At 67.5% G+C, this 14850-nt stretch carries 13 protein-coding genes; 8 read left to right on the forward strand and 5 right to left on the reverse strand.

All coding sequences use genetic code 11. The annotated features are described in order from the left end of the window. Positions 1 to 71: 71 nt before the first annotated feature. Entirely contained in the window at positions 72 to 2840 is a 2769-nt protein-coding gene (locus OG456_RS18345) for a transglycosylase domain-containing protein (RefSeq protein WP_266562325.1), read from the forward strand. A 149-nt stretch (positions 2841 to 2989) separates the two neighbouring features. Next, positions 2990 to 4492, forward strand: coding sequence for a glycosyltransferase family 87 protein (locus OG456_RS18350; protein ID WP_266562327.1), 1503 nt, complete (start codon positions 2990 to 2992; stop codon positions 4490 to 4492). Positions 4493 to 4577: 85 nt separating this feature from the next. Here the strand turns inward: OG456_RS18350 and OG456_RS18355 are convergent, their stop codons facing one another. The 3 genes from OG456_RS18355 to OG456_RS18365 form a co-directional block, all read right to left on the reverse strand. After that, the gene (locus tag OG456_RS18355; RefSeq protein ID WP_266562329.1) at positions 4578 to 5609 is read right to left on the reverse strand and encodes an alanine racemase; all 1032 of its coding nucleotides are present in this window, start codon (positions 5607 to 5609) and stop codon (positions 4578 to 4580) included. 119 nt (positions 5610 to 5728) lie between these two features. After that, entirely contained in the window at positions 5729 to 6850 is a 1122-nt protein-coding gene (gene femX, locus OG456_RS18360; protein ID WP_266562331.1) for a peptidoglycan bridge formation glycyltransferase FemX, read from the reverse strand. Between the two features lie 116 nt (positions 6851 to 6966). Next, complete coding sequence (locus tag OG456_RS18365; RefSeq protein ID WP_266562333.1) at positions 6967 to 7281, reverse strand: hypothetical protein; 315 nt, start codon at positions 7279 to 7281, stop codon at positions 6967 to 6969. Positions 7282 to 7547: 266 nt separating this feature from the next. On the opposite strand from OG456_RS18365, the gene rpsF reads away from it, so the two are divergent. The 4 genes from rpsF (at position 7548) to rplI (ending at position 9273) form a co-directional block, all read left to right on the forward strand. Beyond that, positions 7548 to 7838, forward strand: coding sequence for a 30S ribosomal protein S6 (gene rpsF / locus OG456_RS18370; RefSeq protein WP_052578287.1), 291 nt, complete (start codon positions 7548 to 7550; stop codon positions 7836 to 7838). A 75-nt stretch (positions 7839 to 7913) separates the two neighbouring features. After that, the gene (locus OG456_RS18375; protein WP_266562337.1) at positions 7914 to 8513 is read left to right on the forward strand and encodes a single-stranded DNA-binding protein; all 600 of its coding nucleotides are present in this window, start codon (positions 7914 to 7916) and stop codon (positions 8511 to 8513) included. Between the two features lie 58 nt (positions 8514 to 8571). Then, positions 8572 to 8808, forward strand: coding sequence for a 30S ribosomal protein S18 (gene rpsR / locus OG456_RS18380; RefSeq protein WP_003949403.1), 237 nt, complete (start codon positions 8572 to 8574; stop codon positions 8806 to 8808). 18 nt (positions 8809 to 8826) lie between these two features. Beyond that, positions 8827 to 9273 carry a 50S ribosomal protein L9 gene (gene rplI / locus OG456_RS18385; RefSeq protein ID WP_116512098.1) on the forward strand — a complete coding sequence of 149 codons (447 nt, stop codon included), beginning with the start codon at positions 8827 to 8829 and terminating at the stop codon, positions 9271 to 9273. Positions 9274 to 9368: 95 nt separating this feature from the next. On the opposite strand, the gene OG456_RS18390 is transcribed toward rplI, so the two are convergent. After that, positions 9369 to 10706 carry an MATE family efflux transporter gene (locus OG456_RS18390; RefSeq protein ID WP_266562340.1) on the reverse strand — a complete coding sequence of 446 codons (1338 nt, stop codon included), beginning with the start codon at positions 10704 to 10706 and terminating at the stop codon, positions 9369 to 9371. 458 nt (positions 10707 to 11164) lie between these two features. On the opposite strand from OG456_RS18390, the gene dnaB reads away from it, so the two are divergent. Together dnaB and OG456_RS18400 are read left to right on the forward strand one after the other, a co-directional pair. Further along, the gene (gene dnaB, locus OG456_RS18395; RefSeq protein WP_266562342.1) at positions 11165 to 12640 is read left to right on the forward strand and encodes a replicative DNA helicase; all 1476 of its coding nucleotides are present in this window, start codon (positions 11165 to 11167) and stop codon (positions 12638 to 12640) included. A gap of 159 nt (positions 12641 to 12799) precedes the next feature. Continuing rightward, entirely contained in the window at positions 12800 to 14185 is a 1386-nt protein-coding gene (locus OG456_RS18400) for a serine hydrolase (RefSeq protein WP_266562344.1), read from the forward strand. A gap of 139 nt (positions 14186 to 14324) precedes the next feature. Here the strand turns inward: OG456_RS18400 and OG456_RS18405 are convergent, their stop codons facing one another. Further along, positions 14325 to 14777 carry a GNAT family N-acetyltransferase gene (locus OG456_RS18405; protein ID WP_266562346.1) on the reverse strand — a complete coding sequence of 151 codons (453 nt, stop codon included), beginning with the start codon at positions 14775 to 14777 and terminating at the stop codon, positions 14325 to 14327. Between the last annotated feature and the right edge of the window lie 73 nt (positions 14778 to 14850).

The following is a 14850-nucleotide window of genomic DNA, read 5'->3' on the forward strand; positions in this document are numbered from 1 at the left end:
TCGGGGGGACCGGAAACCAGCCGCCGTTTCCAGGCGCGCATGTCAGCGCCTGCCCGAGGAGTAGTCGTTCGATGAGCGAGCACCGTCGCAAACCGCCGCAGCCACAGGGCGGCGGACGTGCCGCGGCCCGTCGTGGCACGTCCGGCGCATCGCCGGGCCGTCGCGCGGCACCGCGTGACGCCACCGGATCACCTTCTGATGCATATGGAACGCCGGGGTCCACAGGATCGTCCGGCTCGACGGGCGACGACCGCCCTTACGGAGGCCGGGCGGAAGCGCGCCGAGCCGCGCAGCGCAGCGCCGGAGGGAGCCGCAGGAAGGCTCCCGACGGCGGCGGTGGCCGCGGAGGCGGCGGCCGGCGCGGTGGAGGAGGCCCCGAGGGGGCGGGCGGGCCCGGGCGCGGCAGAGGCCGCGGACCCTCCCGGCCGCCGCAGAAGAAGAGGTTCATCGATTACCCGCGCTCCGACAAGTACGGGGCGCACCGCTGGCTGCCGTCCTGGCGACTGGTGACGGGTCTGGTCGTCGGCTTCTGCGGGAGCCTCATGGTCGCGGCCGGTATCGGGTACGCCATGGTGGGCATCCCGAACATGGCGGACACGGCCAAGGCCCAGAACAACGTCTACTACTGGGCCAACGGCAAGCAGATGGTCGCGACCGGTGGCGAGACGAACCGGCAGATCATCAAGTACGAAGAGATCCCCGAGGCCATGCGGTACGCCGTCATGTCCGCCGAGAACAAGACGTTCGAGACGGACAAGGGCGTCGACCCCATGGGTATCGCCCGCGCGGTCCTCAACATGGCCAAGGGCGGCGAGACGCAGGGTGGCTCGACGATCACCCAGCAGTACGTGAAGAACGCCATGCTCGATGACCAGTCGCAGACAGTCTCGCGCAAGGTGAAGGAGCTGCTCGTCTCCATAAAGGTGGGCCGTACGGAGTCCAAGGAGAAGGTGATGGCCGGCTACCTGAACACCGCGTACTACGGGCGCGGTGCCTACGGTATTCAGGCTGCGGCTCGCACGTACTTCAACGACGACGCCTCGCATCTGGACGCGAGCCAGTGCGCGTTCCTCGCGTCGGTGCTCAAGGGCGCCACGTACTACGACCCCGCCGGCGCGCCGGAGATCGATCCGGTGCAGGCGACGGCCGAGAAGAACAAGGCCAGGGCCGAGAAGCGGTGGAGCTGGATCCTCGACGAAGAGGTCAAGGACAAGCGTCTGAGCGCCACGGACCGGGAGAAATTCAAGGCAGAAGGCTTCCCCAGGCTGCAGAGCCCGCGGTCCAACCCCTCGCTGGCTGGCCAGACCGGCTATCTCGTGGACCTCGCCAAGGCCTACGTCATCAACAACAGTCACGGCAAGATCACCGCCCTCGACCTGCAGAAGGGCGGCTACGAGATCCACACCACCTTCGACAAGAAGAAGGTGTACAAGCTCGAAGCGGCCGTGAAGAAGGTCCGCAAGGAGAACATCAACACCAAGCTCCGCCCGAAGACGGACAAGTACGTCCAGTTCGGCGGCGCCTCGGTGAACCCCACGAGCGGCGCGATCGAGGCCATCTACGGCGGTGAGGACGCGACAAGGCACTACACGAACAACGCCGACCAGACCGGTGCGCAGGTGGGCTCGACCTTCAAGCCGTTCGTGCTGGCCGCCGCGATGAGGGACGGGGTTCGCGACCCCAAGGGCGGCGAGATCCAGAGTGACGACGAGCGCACCCAGGTCTCCCCGAAGAGCCTCTACAGCGGCCAGAACAAGCTGAAGATCAAGAAGTACAACGGCGAGGTCTGGACGGACAAGGACGGCAAGGAGTGGCTCCAGAAGAACGACGGCGGGCAGTCCTACAACCGTCCGACCTACCAGATCGACCTTCGTGAGGCGATGCGGGAGTCCGTGAACTCCGCCTATGTCCAACTGGGCATGGACGTGGGTCTGGACAAGGTGAAGCAGGCCGCCAGCGACGCGGGTATCAAGGACAGCAGCTTCGCCAGCGCCAACTACCCGTCCTTCTCTCTGGGCACCTCCGACCCGAGCGCGATCCGTATGGCCGGCGCCTACAGCACGTTCGCGGCCAGCGGGCAGCGGAACGATCCGTTCTCGGTGACGTCGGTCGACCACGCAGGTGAGACGGTCTACCGGCACGAGAAGGCGCCGGTCAGGGCTTTCCAGCCGGCGGTCGCGGACAACGTCACCGACGTCCTGAGGACCGTCGTCGACAAGGGAACGGGTACCAACGCGAAGCTGCCCGGCCGCCAGGTCGCGGGCAAGACCGGTACGACCGACGGCAACAAGTCCGCGTGGTTCGTGGGGTACACCCCGCAGCTGTCGACGGCCATCACGATGTACCGGATGGACGACAACGAGAACAGCAAGAAGCGCGAGTTCTTGGAGATGTACGGCACGGGTAACCAGGAGAAGATCCACGGAGCCTCGTTCCCGTCCGAGATCTGGCACGACTACATGATGGAGGCCCTCAAGGGAGTGGCACCGAAGGCGTTCCCCGCTGCCGAGCCCATCGGTTCGATCGTCGGCGCCACCCCGAGCCCGAGCATCACTCCCTCGGCGACTCCTTCTCCCTCGGATTCGGCAACGGTGGAACCGTCGCCCAGTCAGTCCTCCCCCGGCCCGTCGCCGTCGACCAGCGAGTCCTGCAGCAGTTGGTCGTGGAACTGCAACAACAACGGCGGAACGTCGAACGGCGGCACCGGTGGGACCCCCACGGGAGGCACCGACGGAGGCGTCACCAGCTCGCCGTCGACGCCAGGAGGCGGCAACGGCGGCAGCAACGGCGGCAGCAACGGAAATGGCAATGGAGGCATCTTCGGAGGCCCAGCGGGCTAGCCGGAGTTGATCTCACGCCGCTTGTTTCACGTGAAACGCTGCGTGTTCCACGTGAAACAGCGCGTGATCCGCGCCAAGTGAGGGCCGCCGCACCGATCGGTGCGGCGGCCCTCGCCCCGTTCTCAGGCGCGTACGGCAGGATGTGCGACATGCCCAGTGCAGAGACGACGCGCACGCATGTGCAACAGCCGGACCCGGTACGGCCGACCAAGGAGGACGAGGTCGCCGCAGCGGGGAGCGAGCTGATCGGCGGACCGATCGGACGATGGGCGCTGCTCGGGAGTTCCTGGTGGACCCCCGTACGCGTCATCGCGCTGGTGATGATCGGCATGTTCGCGCTGGGCATGGTGCAGAAAGCCCCCTGCTACAACGGCGCGTGGTTCTTCGGCGCCAGTTCGCAGTACACGCACGCCTGCTACTCAGACATCCCGCACCTCTATCAGGGGCGGGGTTTCGCCGACGGCCTGGTGCCGTACTTCGACAAGCTGCCCGGCGACATGGACTACCTCGAGTACCCGGTGCTGACCGGCGTGTTCATGGAGGTCGCGTCCTGGCTGACCCTGGGCGGCGGCTCCATCCAGCACCTGGAGAAGGTCTACTGGATGGTCAACGCCGGGATGTTGATGATCTGCGCGGTGGCGATCGCCATCTGCGTGACCCGCACCCACCGGCGACGGCCCTGGGACGGCCTCCTGGTCGCCCTCGCGCCCGCGTTCGCGCTGACCTCCACCATCAACTGGGACCTGCTCGCTGTGGCCCTCACGGCGGCCGCGATGCTCATGTGGTCGCGGGGCCGGTCGGTCGCCTTCGGTGTCCTGCTGGGCTTGGCCACGGCCGCGAAGTTCTATCCGTTCCTGGTGCTCGGCCCGCTGTTGTTGCTCTGCTGGCGCGCCGGACGCTGGCGGGACTTCGGGAAGGCCCTCGCCGGCTCGGTGGGCGCGTGGCTCGTCGTGAACCTGCCGGTGATGCTGCTCGCCCCCGAGGGCTGGTCGAAGTTCTATCGCTTCAGTCAGGAGCGCGGCGTCGACTTCGGTTCCATCTGGCTGATCATCCAGCAGCGGTGGGACGTGCAGATCAGCCCCGACGACGCCAACACCTACGCGATGGTGCTGATGGTCCTGGCCTGCCTGGGCATCACCGCACTCGCCCTCACCGCGCCACGACGGCCTCGCCTCGCGCAGCTCGCTTTCCTGGTCATCGCCGCGTTCATCCTCACCAACAAGGTCTACTCGCCGCAGTACGTCCTGTGGCTGATCCCCTTCGCTGCCCTCGCCAGGCCGCGCTGGCGGGACTTCCTGATCTGGCAGGCGTGCGAGGTCGCGTACTTCCTCGGGATCTGGATGTACCTCGCGTACACCACGAGCGGTGACAAGCACCGGGGGCTGCCCACGGACGGCTACCACCTCGTCATCCTCATCCACCTGCTGGGCACGCTCTATCTGTGCGCCGTGATCGTCCGCGACATCCTGATGCCGGAACGGGACGTGGTCAGAGGCTCCGGGGACGACGATCCGTCGGGCGGCGTCCTGGACGGAGCGCCGGACGTGTTCGTGCTCGGATACGCCGCCCATCCCCCACGGCACGCGGTACACAACGAGGAGCGGCCACAAGTGAGTTGGGGCTGGGACAAGGACGAGGGGCGTTCGCTCTGAGCGAACGCACGAAAAGGGCCGGACACCGTGATGGTGTCCGGCCCTTTTCGTCTGTCCGTAGGACTCGCGGTGAACTAAGCCTCGGTCAGCGGTCGAGGATCCGGTCGAACTGCGTGGTGGTGTGCCGCAGATGGGCCACCAGCTCCTCGCCCACCCGGGGCTCAGGGGCGTCGGACGGTACGAAGAGGATCGAGACCTGCATGTGCGGGGGCTCCGCGAACCAGCGCTGCTTGCCGCCCCAGACGAACGGCGACAGGTTCCGGTTGACGGTCGCGAGGCCCGCGCGGGCCACGCCCTTGGCGCGCGGCATGACGCCGTGCAGCGCCTTGGGCGCCTCCAGGCCCACGCCGTGCGACGTACCGCCGGCGACGACCACGAGCCAGCCGTCCGAGGCGACCTTCTGCTGGCGGTAACCGAAGCGGTCGCCCTTGGCTACGCGGGTGACGTCCAGGATCGCGCCGCGGTACTCGGTCGCCTCGTGGTCGCCCAGCCAGAGCCTCGTACCGATGCGCGCCCGGAACCGGGTCTGCGGGAACTGCTGCTGAAGGCGGGCGAGTTCCTGGGCCTTGAGGTGGCTGACGAACATCGTGTGCAGCGGCAGCCTGGCCGCGCGCAGACGGTCCATCCAGCCGATGACCTCCTCGACGGCGTCGGAGCCGTCGGTGCGGTCCAGGGGCAGGTGGATCGCGAAGCCCTCGAGCCGGACGTCCTCTATGGCGGAGTGGAGCAGGGGCAATTCCTGCTCGCTCACGCCGTGCCGCTTCATCGAGGACATCACCTCGACGACGACGCGGGCGCCGACGAGGCCGTGCACGCCGTCGACGGAGGAGACGGAGCGGATCACACGGTCGGGCAGCGGCACGGGCTCCTCGCCCCGCCGGAACGGGGTCAGGACCAGCAGGTCACCGCTGAACCAGTCCTTGATCCGGGCGGCTTCGTAGGTCGTGCCGACGGCGAGGACGTCCGAGCCGAAGCGGGTGGCCTCGTCCGCGAGCCGTTCGTGGCCGAAGCCGTAGCCGTTGCCCTTGCAGACCGGGACGATCCCCGGAAACTGCTCGAGCACGTGCTTGTGGTGTGCCCGCCAGCGCGCGGTGTCGACGTAGAGCGTGAGCGCCATGGCCGGTCCCGGAACCTTTCTCGTGGCTGCGGTGTATCAGAGGTATGAAGAAGCTTTTGAGCTACGTGAATTGTGCAGGGTCCGCCCGGGCCGCGTGGACCAGGCGGACGGGGCGGGGCTCAGCGCCTCGACATGTACATGTCGAGAGCCTTGTGCAGCAGCTTGTTGAGCGGGAAGTCCCACTCGCCGAGGTACTCGGCAGCCTGCCCACCGGTGCCCACCTTGAACTGGATCAGACCGAAGAGGTGATCCGACTCGTCGAGCGAGTCGCTGATGCCGCGCAGGTCGTAGGCCGTCGCGCCGAGCGCGTAGGCGTCGCGGAGCATCCGCCACTGCATCGCGTTCGAGGGCCTGACCTCACGGCCGATGTTGTCGGAGGCTCCGTAGGAGTACCAGACGTGCCCCCCGACCACGAGCATCGTCGCCGCCGACAGGTTCACCCCGTCGTGGCGGGCGAAGTACAGCCGCATGCGGTTGGGGTCCTCGCTGTTGAGGGCCGTCCACATGCGCTGGAAGTACGACAGCGGGCGGGGCCGGAAGTGGTCGCGCACAGCCGTGATCTCGTAGAGACGCTGCCACTCGGCGAGGTCCTGGTAGCCGCCCTGGACGACCTCGACGCCGGCCTTCTCGGCCTTCTTGATGTTGCGGCGCCAGAGCTGGTTGAAGGCCTTGTGCACGTCCTCGAGGGAGCGGTTGGCCAGCGGCACCTGGAAGACATAGCGGGGCTGGACGTCGCCGAAGCCGGCGCCGCCGTCCTCACCCTGCTGCCAGCCCATGCGGCGGAGCTTGTCGGCGACCTCGAAGGCGCGCGGCTCGATGAAGTCGGCCTCGATGTCGCGCAGGCGCTTGACGTCCGGGTCCTGGATGCCCTTCTTGATCGACGTGGCCTCCCAGCGTCGGATGATCACCGGCGGGCCCATCTTCACGGAGAAGGCGCCCTGCTGCTTGAGGTGCGCCAGCATCGGACGCATCCAGTCGTCGAGGTTCGGAGCGAACCAGTTGATGACCGGGCCCTCGGGCAGATAGGCGAGATAGCGCTTGATCTTGGGCAGCTGGCGGTACAGGACCAGGCCCGCGCCGACCATCTCGCCGGTCCGCTCGTCGAACCATCCCAGGCTCTCGGAGCGCCACTCCGCCTTCACATCAGCCCATGCCGGGACCTGCATGTGGCTAGCCGAGGGCAGGCTCTGGATGTATGCCAGATGCTGCTCTCGGCTGATGGTCCTCAGGGTCAGGCTCATTCGGGGCGCTCCTCGGGCTGGTGTGTCCCCATGGGTACAAGGGCTCCGGCTCTCGCGCCGAAGCCTACTGCGCCCTGGGAGCGCCCCGAATGGGCCTATGGATGCTACGCGGGCGGTCAGCCGATGAGACCGCCGAACAGGCCACCGTGGGCCATGCCGATGAAGAGGCCGATGGCCGAGGCGCCGAGGCCCAGGATGAGACCGAAGCGCTCGCGCGTGGTCACTGAGATGAACTGGCCGTACGCGCCGGTCAGGACGCCGATCAGCCCTGCCCAGGAGCTGAGCAGGTGGAGGCTGCTGAAGAGCGAAGAGATGATGGCGATCGCCCCGAGAATCAGCGTCACCGCGACAAGCGAGTCCTGGAGGGGATGAGGCTTCCCGTCCGTGGCGAGGAGAGATGTCGTGGTGTTGGGTCGCACTGCCTGTGCCATGTGGCACCTCCTGCGGAAGGCGGCGCATCGTAGCGCCATACACACCCGATGTGTACAGATTGTGCCCTCTCGCGGCCGGATTTCAACCGGAAGCCGTGGTGCGGGTAGTCTGTACCGTCTGCACCGGTGTCTGCTCATGCCCTGACCAGGGATCCCCGCCAGCGGGGGCCCGATTGTCAGTGGTCGCCGATACCGTTGCGTACGCATCACGACCCTCCTGCCACGGAACGACCGTGGCCGCTGAGTCCAAAGGAGGTGGGTTCCACATGCGTCACTACGAAGTGATGGTCATCCTCGACCCCGATCTCGAGGAGCGCGCTGTCTCCCCGCTGATCGAGAACTTCCTTTCTGTTGTCCGTGAGGCCAACGGAAAGGTCGAGAAGGTCGACACCTGGGGCCGTCGTCGTCTCTCGTACGAGATCAAGAAGAAGCCCGAGGGCATCTACTCGGTCATCGACCTGCAGGCCGAGCCTGCGGTCGTCAAGGAGCTCGACCGCCAGATGAACCTGAACGAGTCGGTCCTCCGGACCAAGGTCCTCCGTCCCGAGACCCACTGAGCTTCCTAGCTCAGCGGCACTCGGGTTTCGAGTAGCAGCAAGCAGCCAGCAGCAAACCCGCCGAGAGGTTCCCCCATGGCAGGCGAGACCGTCATCACGGTCGTCGGCAATCTTGTCGACGACCCCGAGCTGCGCTTCACCCCTTCCGGTGCGGCGGTCGCGAAGTTCCGTGTCGCGTCCACTCCCCGCACCTTCGACCGTCAGACGAACGAGTGGAAGGACGGCGAGAGCCTGTTCCTGACCTGCTCGGTCTGGCGTCAGGCGGCGGAGAACGTCGCGGAGTCGCTCCAGCGAGGCATGCGCGTCATCGTGCAGGGCCGGCTGAAGCAGCGGTCCTACGAGGACCGTGAGGGCGTCAAGCGCACGGTCTACGAGCTGGACGTCGAGGAAGTCGGCGCCAGCCTGAAGAACGCCACGGCCAAGGTCACCAAGACCACCGGTCGCGGTGGCCAGGGCGGATACGGCGGCGGTGGCGGCGGCCAGCAGGGCGGCGGCAACTGGGGCGGTAGCTCCGGTGGCGGTCAGCAGCAGAGCGGCGGCGGTGCTCCCGCCGACGACCCCTGGGCGACCGGTACGCCGGCCGGCGGCGGCCAGCAGGGCGGCGGAGGCGGCTGGGGCGGAAGCTCCGGCGGGTCCTCCTCCGGCGGCGGCTACTCGGACGAGCCCCCCTTCTAGGCCTCAGGGCCAAGGGGTGGGCCGTACCCACACTTCTTGATCACACAGGAGAAACACCATGGCGAAGCCGCCTGTGCGCAAGCCTAAGAAGAAGGTCTGCGCTTTCTGCAAGGACAAGGTCACGTACGTGGACTACAAGGACACGAACATGCTGCGGAAGTTCATTTCCGACCGCGGCAAGATCCGTGCCCGCCGCGTGACCGGCAACTGCACGCAGCACCAGCGTGACGTCGCCACGGCCGTGAAGAACAGCCGTGAGATGGCGCTGCTGCCCTACACGTCCACCGCGCGATAAGGAAAGGGTGACCGACTAATGAAGATCATCCTGACCCACGAGGTCTCTGGCCTCGGCACCGCCGGCGACGTCGTCGACGTCAAGGACGGGTACGCCCGCAACTACCTGGTCCCGCGTGGTTTCGCGATCCGCTGGACCAAGGGTGGCGAGCAGGACGTGGCGCAGATCCGCCGCGCCCGCAAGATCCACGAGATCGCGACCATCGAGCAGGCCAACGAGATCAAGGCCCGCCTCGAGGGTGTCAAGGTCCGCCTGGCCGTCCGCTCCGGCGACGCCGGTCGTCTCTTCGGTTCCGTCACCCAGGCTGACGTCGCTTCGGCGATCGAGACCGCTGGTGGCCCGAAGGTCGACAAGCGCCGCGTCGAGCTGGGCTCGCCGATCAAGACGCTGGGCGCCCACGAGGCGACCGTGCGTCTGCACCCCGAGGTTGCCGCCAAGGTCAGCGTCGAGGTCGTCTCCGCCTAAGCACTGCGCTTGGCAGAGCTGAAGCAAACGTCGGGCCGCACCCCTCGGGGTGCGGCCCAACGCGTTTCACGGTCACCGTTTCACGTGAAACCGGGTCAGCGCGTGGCGCCTGTGACGATCCAGCGGCCGGAGCGCGAGCGCAGCCACAGGGTGAGCATGCGCACGGTCATCATCAAAGTCATCGCGCCCCACAGAGCGGTGAGCCCACCTCCGAAAACCGGTACCAGCACGGCGACCGGCGTGAAGACCGCCAAGGTCGCGAGCATTGCCCAGGCGAGATACGGACCGTCTCCCGCACCCATGAGGACTCCGTCGAGAACGAAGACGATGCCGCAGATGGGCTGGGAGAGCGCGACCATGAGGAGAGCGGGCAGCGCCACGTTCTGCACCGCCTGATCATTCGTGAACAGTGGAATGAAGAGCGGTCGCGAGACGATCACCAGGAGTCCGAGGACGACCCCTGCGGCGATGCCCCACTGCACCATGCGGCGACAGGCATCCCGTGCGCCCTGGGCGTCGTCCGCTCCGAGGTAGCGCCCGATGATGGCCTGGCCAGCTATGGCGATGGCGTCGAGCGCGAAGGCCATCAGGCTCCACAGGGAGATGATGATCTGGTGCGCGGCGATGTCCGCGTCTCCGAGCCGGGCTGCGATCGCGGTGGCGATCATGAGGATCGCGCGCAGCGAGAGGGTGCGGACGAGCAGCGGAGCGCCTGCCTGGGCACAGGCTCGTATTCCGGCGGCGTCGGGGCGCAGGGAAGCGCCGTGACGACGGGCCCCGCGTACGACGACGACGAGATAGACGCCGGCCATGGCGAGCTGGGCGATGACGGTGCCCCAAGCGGACCCTGCGATGCCCAGGCCGGCGCCGTAGACGAGCCCTGCGTTGAGCGCGCCGTTGGCGACGAAGCCTCCGATGGCGACATAGAGAGGGGTCTTGGTGTCCTGGAGACCACGGAGAACTCCTGTGGCGGCGAGGACGACGAGCATCGCGGGGATGCCGAGCGAGGAGATCCGCAGATAGGTGATCGCGTAGGGCGCCGCGGTGTGCGAGGCACCGAACAGCTCGACGAGCGCGGGGGCGGTGGGCAGGACGATGGCGATGACCGCGGCGCCGAGCAGTAGCGCGAGCCAGATCCCGTCCATGCCCTGACGGATCGCGGACTGGAGATCTCCGGCGCCGACGCGGCGGGCCACCGCGGCCGTGGTCGCGTAGGCCAGGAAGACGAAGACGCTGACGGCGGTCATCAGGAGGGACGAGGCGACCGCGAGACCGGCCAGTTGGGCGGTGCCCAGATGGCCGACGATGGCGCTGTCGGCCATCACAAAAAGAGGCTCGGCGACGAGCGCGCCGAAGGCGGGGACGGCCAGCGCGACGATCTCGCGGTCATGCCGCCGCAGGGCGGCCTTGGACGCCGCGGGAACCTGTGTCATGAGCACCAATGTAATCTTCCACAGGTAAGAGATGCAACCGCCTTTGAGTCCTTACTTTGCTGCCTCTCGGGCGCTGTGTCACGCACCGTTTACAGGGATCTTGAGCCGACGGGGAAAGTATTTTTTCTGCACAGCCGGTGGACGGGAAAGTCGCTGGTCAGACACGTTTCTGCGCGTCTCCTGAGGGCTTGTTCACAGGGCTGTCCACCGTGTCGTGCACAGGTTTTGCGGAGTTCTCCACAGCGAGAGGCTCTTCATCCACACCGCCTGTGGATAACCAGATTGGCTGAAGGTGCCGAGGGGCCTACCGTGGTGCGGCGCCCGCCACGATTTCAGGCCTCGGAAACGTCATGAACCGACGCCTCAGAACCGGAGTCGGGTCCCCATATTTGTCAGTGTCGTGCCGTAAGAAAGAGGGCACGGCGAGGTCCGCACGGCGGACTGGAGGAGGTGGCCCGGTGAGTATCTCCGAGCCTTTGGACGACCCCTGGGCCGACAGCGGTCCCAGTGACCGTCTGCCTGCTTCCCGCCAGCGTGGCAGCGGTGGGCGGGGGCGCGAGGAGCGGCACGACCGCGGTGGTGACGGCGGCTGGGACGACGGAGCTCCGTCCTTCGAGCGGGTGCCGCCCCAGGACCTAGATGCCGAGCAGTCGGTCCTCGGTGGCATGCTCCTGTCGAAGGACGCGATCGCCGACGTCGTCGAGGTGATCAAGGGGCACGACTTCTACCGCCCCGCGCACGAGACGATCTTCACCGCGGTTCTCGACCTGTACGCGAAGGGCGAGCCGGCCGACCCGATCACGGTCGCGGCCGAGCTCACCAAGCGTGGCGAGATCACCAAGGTCGGTGGCGCATCGTATCTGCACACCCTCGTCCAGACGGTTCCCACGGCGGCGAACGCCGAGTACTACGCCGAGATCGTCCACGAGCGTGCGGTCCTGCGCCGCCTCGTCGAGGCGGGCACGCGCATCACGCAGATGGGATACGCGGCCGACGGCGACGTCGACGAGATCGTGAACAGTGCGCAGGCCGAGATCTACGCCGTCACCGAGCAGCGCACCAGCGAGGACTACCTGCCGCTCGGCGACATCATGGAGGGCGCGCTCGACGAGATCGAGGCGATCGGCTCCCGTAGCGGTGAGATGACCGGTGTGCCCACCGGATTCACGGACTTCGACTCCCTGACGAACGGCCTGCACCCCGGCCAGATGATCGTCATCGCCGCCCGTCCCGCCATGGGTAAGTCCACACTGGCGCTCGACTTCGCCCGTGCCGCCTCGATCAAGCACAACCTGCCCAGCGTCATCTTCTCCCTGGAAATGGGCCGGAACGAGATCGCGATGCGTCTGCTGTCCGCGGAGGCACGGGTCGCGCTGCACCACATGCGCTCCGGCACCATGACGGACGAGGACTGGACCCGGCTCGCGCGCCGGATGCCCGAGGTCTCGGCGGCACCGCTCTACATCGACGACTCCCCGAACCTGTCGATGATGGAGATCCGCGCGAAGTGCCGGCGCCTCAAGCAACGCAATGACATCAAGCTCGTGATCATCGACTATCTGCAGCTGATGCAGGCCGGCGGTTCGAAGCGTTCCGAGAGCCGTCAGCAGGAAGTCTCGGACATGTCGCGAAACCTGAAGCTCCTCGCCAAGGAGCTGGAAGTGCCGGTCATCGCGCTCTCGCAGCTGAACCGTGGCCCCGAGCAGCGTACGGACAAGAAGCCGATGGTGTCCGACCTGCGTGAATCCGGCTCGATCGAGCAGGACGCGGACATGGTGATCCTGCTGCACCGCGAGGACGCCTACGAGAAGGAGTCTCCCCGCGCCGGCGAGGCGGACATCATCGTGGGCAAGCACCGTAACGGTCCGACGGCGACGATCACGGTCGCCTTCCAGGGTCACTACTCGCGCTTCGTGGACATGGCGCAGACCTGATCCCGACCGGCCTGGTCCCGCACGACTGATCCCGACCGACCTGGTCCCGAACGGCTTGGACCTGCGCGCTCTGAACGTGCGCGCTCCGGACCTGCTCCACACGGATCCGTCGGCCTAAAAGCGGTCGACGCCCGGCGGCCGGCGGGGTGGACTTGGGGCATGACGACATCCCCTGAAGAACTGCTGCCCACGACGCGCCGAACTCTGTTGCACCGCATCGCCACGGCACAGGCGGAAGGTCGATCGCCTTCGCTGGTGGCCGCGGTCGTGCGTGACGGTCAGCTGGTGTGGAGCGATGGGCGTACCTGCGTGGACGGGCATGCTCCGGACGAGGACGTGCAGTACCGGATCGGCTCGATCACGAAGACGTTCACGGCCGTGCTGGTGCTGAGGTTGCGGGACGAGGGGGTGCTCGACCTCGGCGACCCGCTGGAGAAGCATCTGCCGGGCACCGGCGTCGGCCAGGTCACCATCGCCGAACTCCTGGCACACACCGGTGGGTTGGCGGCCGAGACCCCCGGTCCGTGGTGGGAGCGTTCGTCGTCGTCGTTGCGCCCCGAGATCGCCGATGTGCTGGGCGAGGAGCCGTTCCGGCATCCGGTCGGCAAGCAGCATCACTACTCCAACCCCGGCTACACGCTGCTGGGTTCGCTGGTCGAGGCCTTGCGCGGTGCTCCGTGGGAGGACGTCCTGCGCCGCGAGATCCTGGAGCCGCTCGGTCTGCACCGGACGAGCGGGCAGCCGCGGGCCCCGCACGCCGGTGGCTGGGCCGTGCACCCTTGGGCCGATGTGATGATGCCGGAGCCCTCGGAGGACCTGGGGCTGATGGCTCCGGCGGGCCAACTCTGGTCGACGGCAGCTGACTTGGGGCGGTTCGCCGTGTTCCTCATGGAGGGTGACGACCGGGTTCTGAGTGCGCAGTCCGTACGCGAGATGCGCACGCCCGCGGCACCCACGCTGCCGGGGGACTGGAACTCCTCGTACGGCCTCGGTCTGCAGCTGGTACGGAGGAACGGCCGGGTGCTGGCCGGGCACGGTGGTTCCCTGCCCGGGTTCGTGGCGGGGCTGTGGCTGAGTGAGGAGGACGGCCTGGCCGCGGTCACGCTCGCCAACTGCACGTCGGGCGTTCCCGCGTCGACGGTCAGCACGGACCTTCTCCGTATCGTCGCCGAGGTCGAGCCGCGCATCCCTGAGCCGTGGCGGCCCCTGCCGGAGGTCGATTCGGCGCTGCTGGAGCTCGCCGGGCCCTGGTACTGGGGGACGCAGAGCACGGTGCTGCGGCTTACGGCCGACGAGGGCGTCTCGCTCGGGCCGGTGACGGGTGGGGTGCGCGACTCGCGATTCCGCCCGAACGGCGACGGAACCTGGACGGGACTGGACGGCTACTACGCGGGGGAGCTCCTGCGCGTCGAGCGCCGGCCCGACGGGTCTGTGAGCCATCTAGATCTCGGATCGTTCGTCTTCACGCGCGAGCCGTACGAGAAGGGGGCGCCGGTTCCTGGAGGGGTGGACCCGGAGGGCTGGCGGGGGCTTCCGCGTTCCTAGCTGATCTCGTTCCTGGTCAGCTTCGCTCTCCCGGTCGGCCTCGATCGGGGTCGGCATGGTGAAGGGGCCGGCATGGTGAAGGGGCCGGGTGGTCGTCTGTTTCACGTGAAACAGACGACCACCCGGCCCCTCGGCGTTGTCAGAGCTGGAGTTTGAAGCCCACATGTGAGGCCTCGAAACCCAGTCGCTCGTAGAAGCGGTGGGCGTCGGTACGGGTGGCGTCAGACGTCAGCTGCACCAACTGGCAGTTCTGACGGCGGGATTCGTCCACGGCCCACTCGATGAGCAACGTGCCGAGCCCGCTGCCACGCTCGTCCGCGTGGATGCGGACGCCCTCGATGATCGAGCGCGTGGAGCCCTTCCGTGACAGCCCGGGGACGACGGTGAGCTGAAGGGTGCCGACAGTGAGCCCCTCGCGCACGGCGATGACCAGGTGCTGGTTGGGGTCCCCGGCGATGCGCGCGTGCGCCTCCAAATATGGCGTGAGGTCGTCCGGTGACTCGCGGCTGGCGCCCAGAGCGTCGTCCGCCAGCATCGCCACGATGGCCGGGACGTCGGCGGCCACGGCGGGCCGTATCTCAAGATCTCCCATGGCCGCAGCCTATGCGGCCATGGCGTCGTCGGTCCGGGACTCCTTTGCGAGCCGACGGTGTTGCCGACGTGAT

Source organism: Streptomyces sp. NBC_01446 (assembly GCF_026340095.1).
Taxonomy (GTDB): Bacteria; Actinomycetota; Actinomycetes; order Streptomycetales; family Streptomycetaceae; genus Streptomyces; species Streptomyces aureus.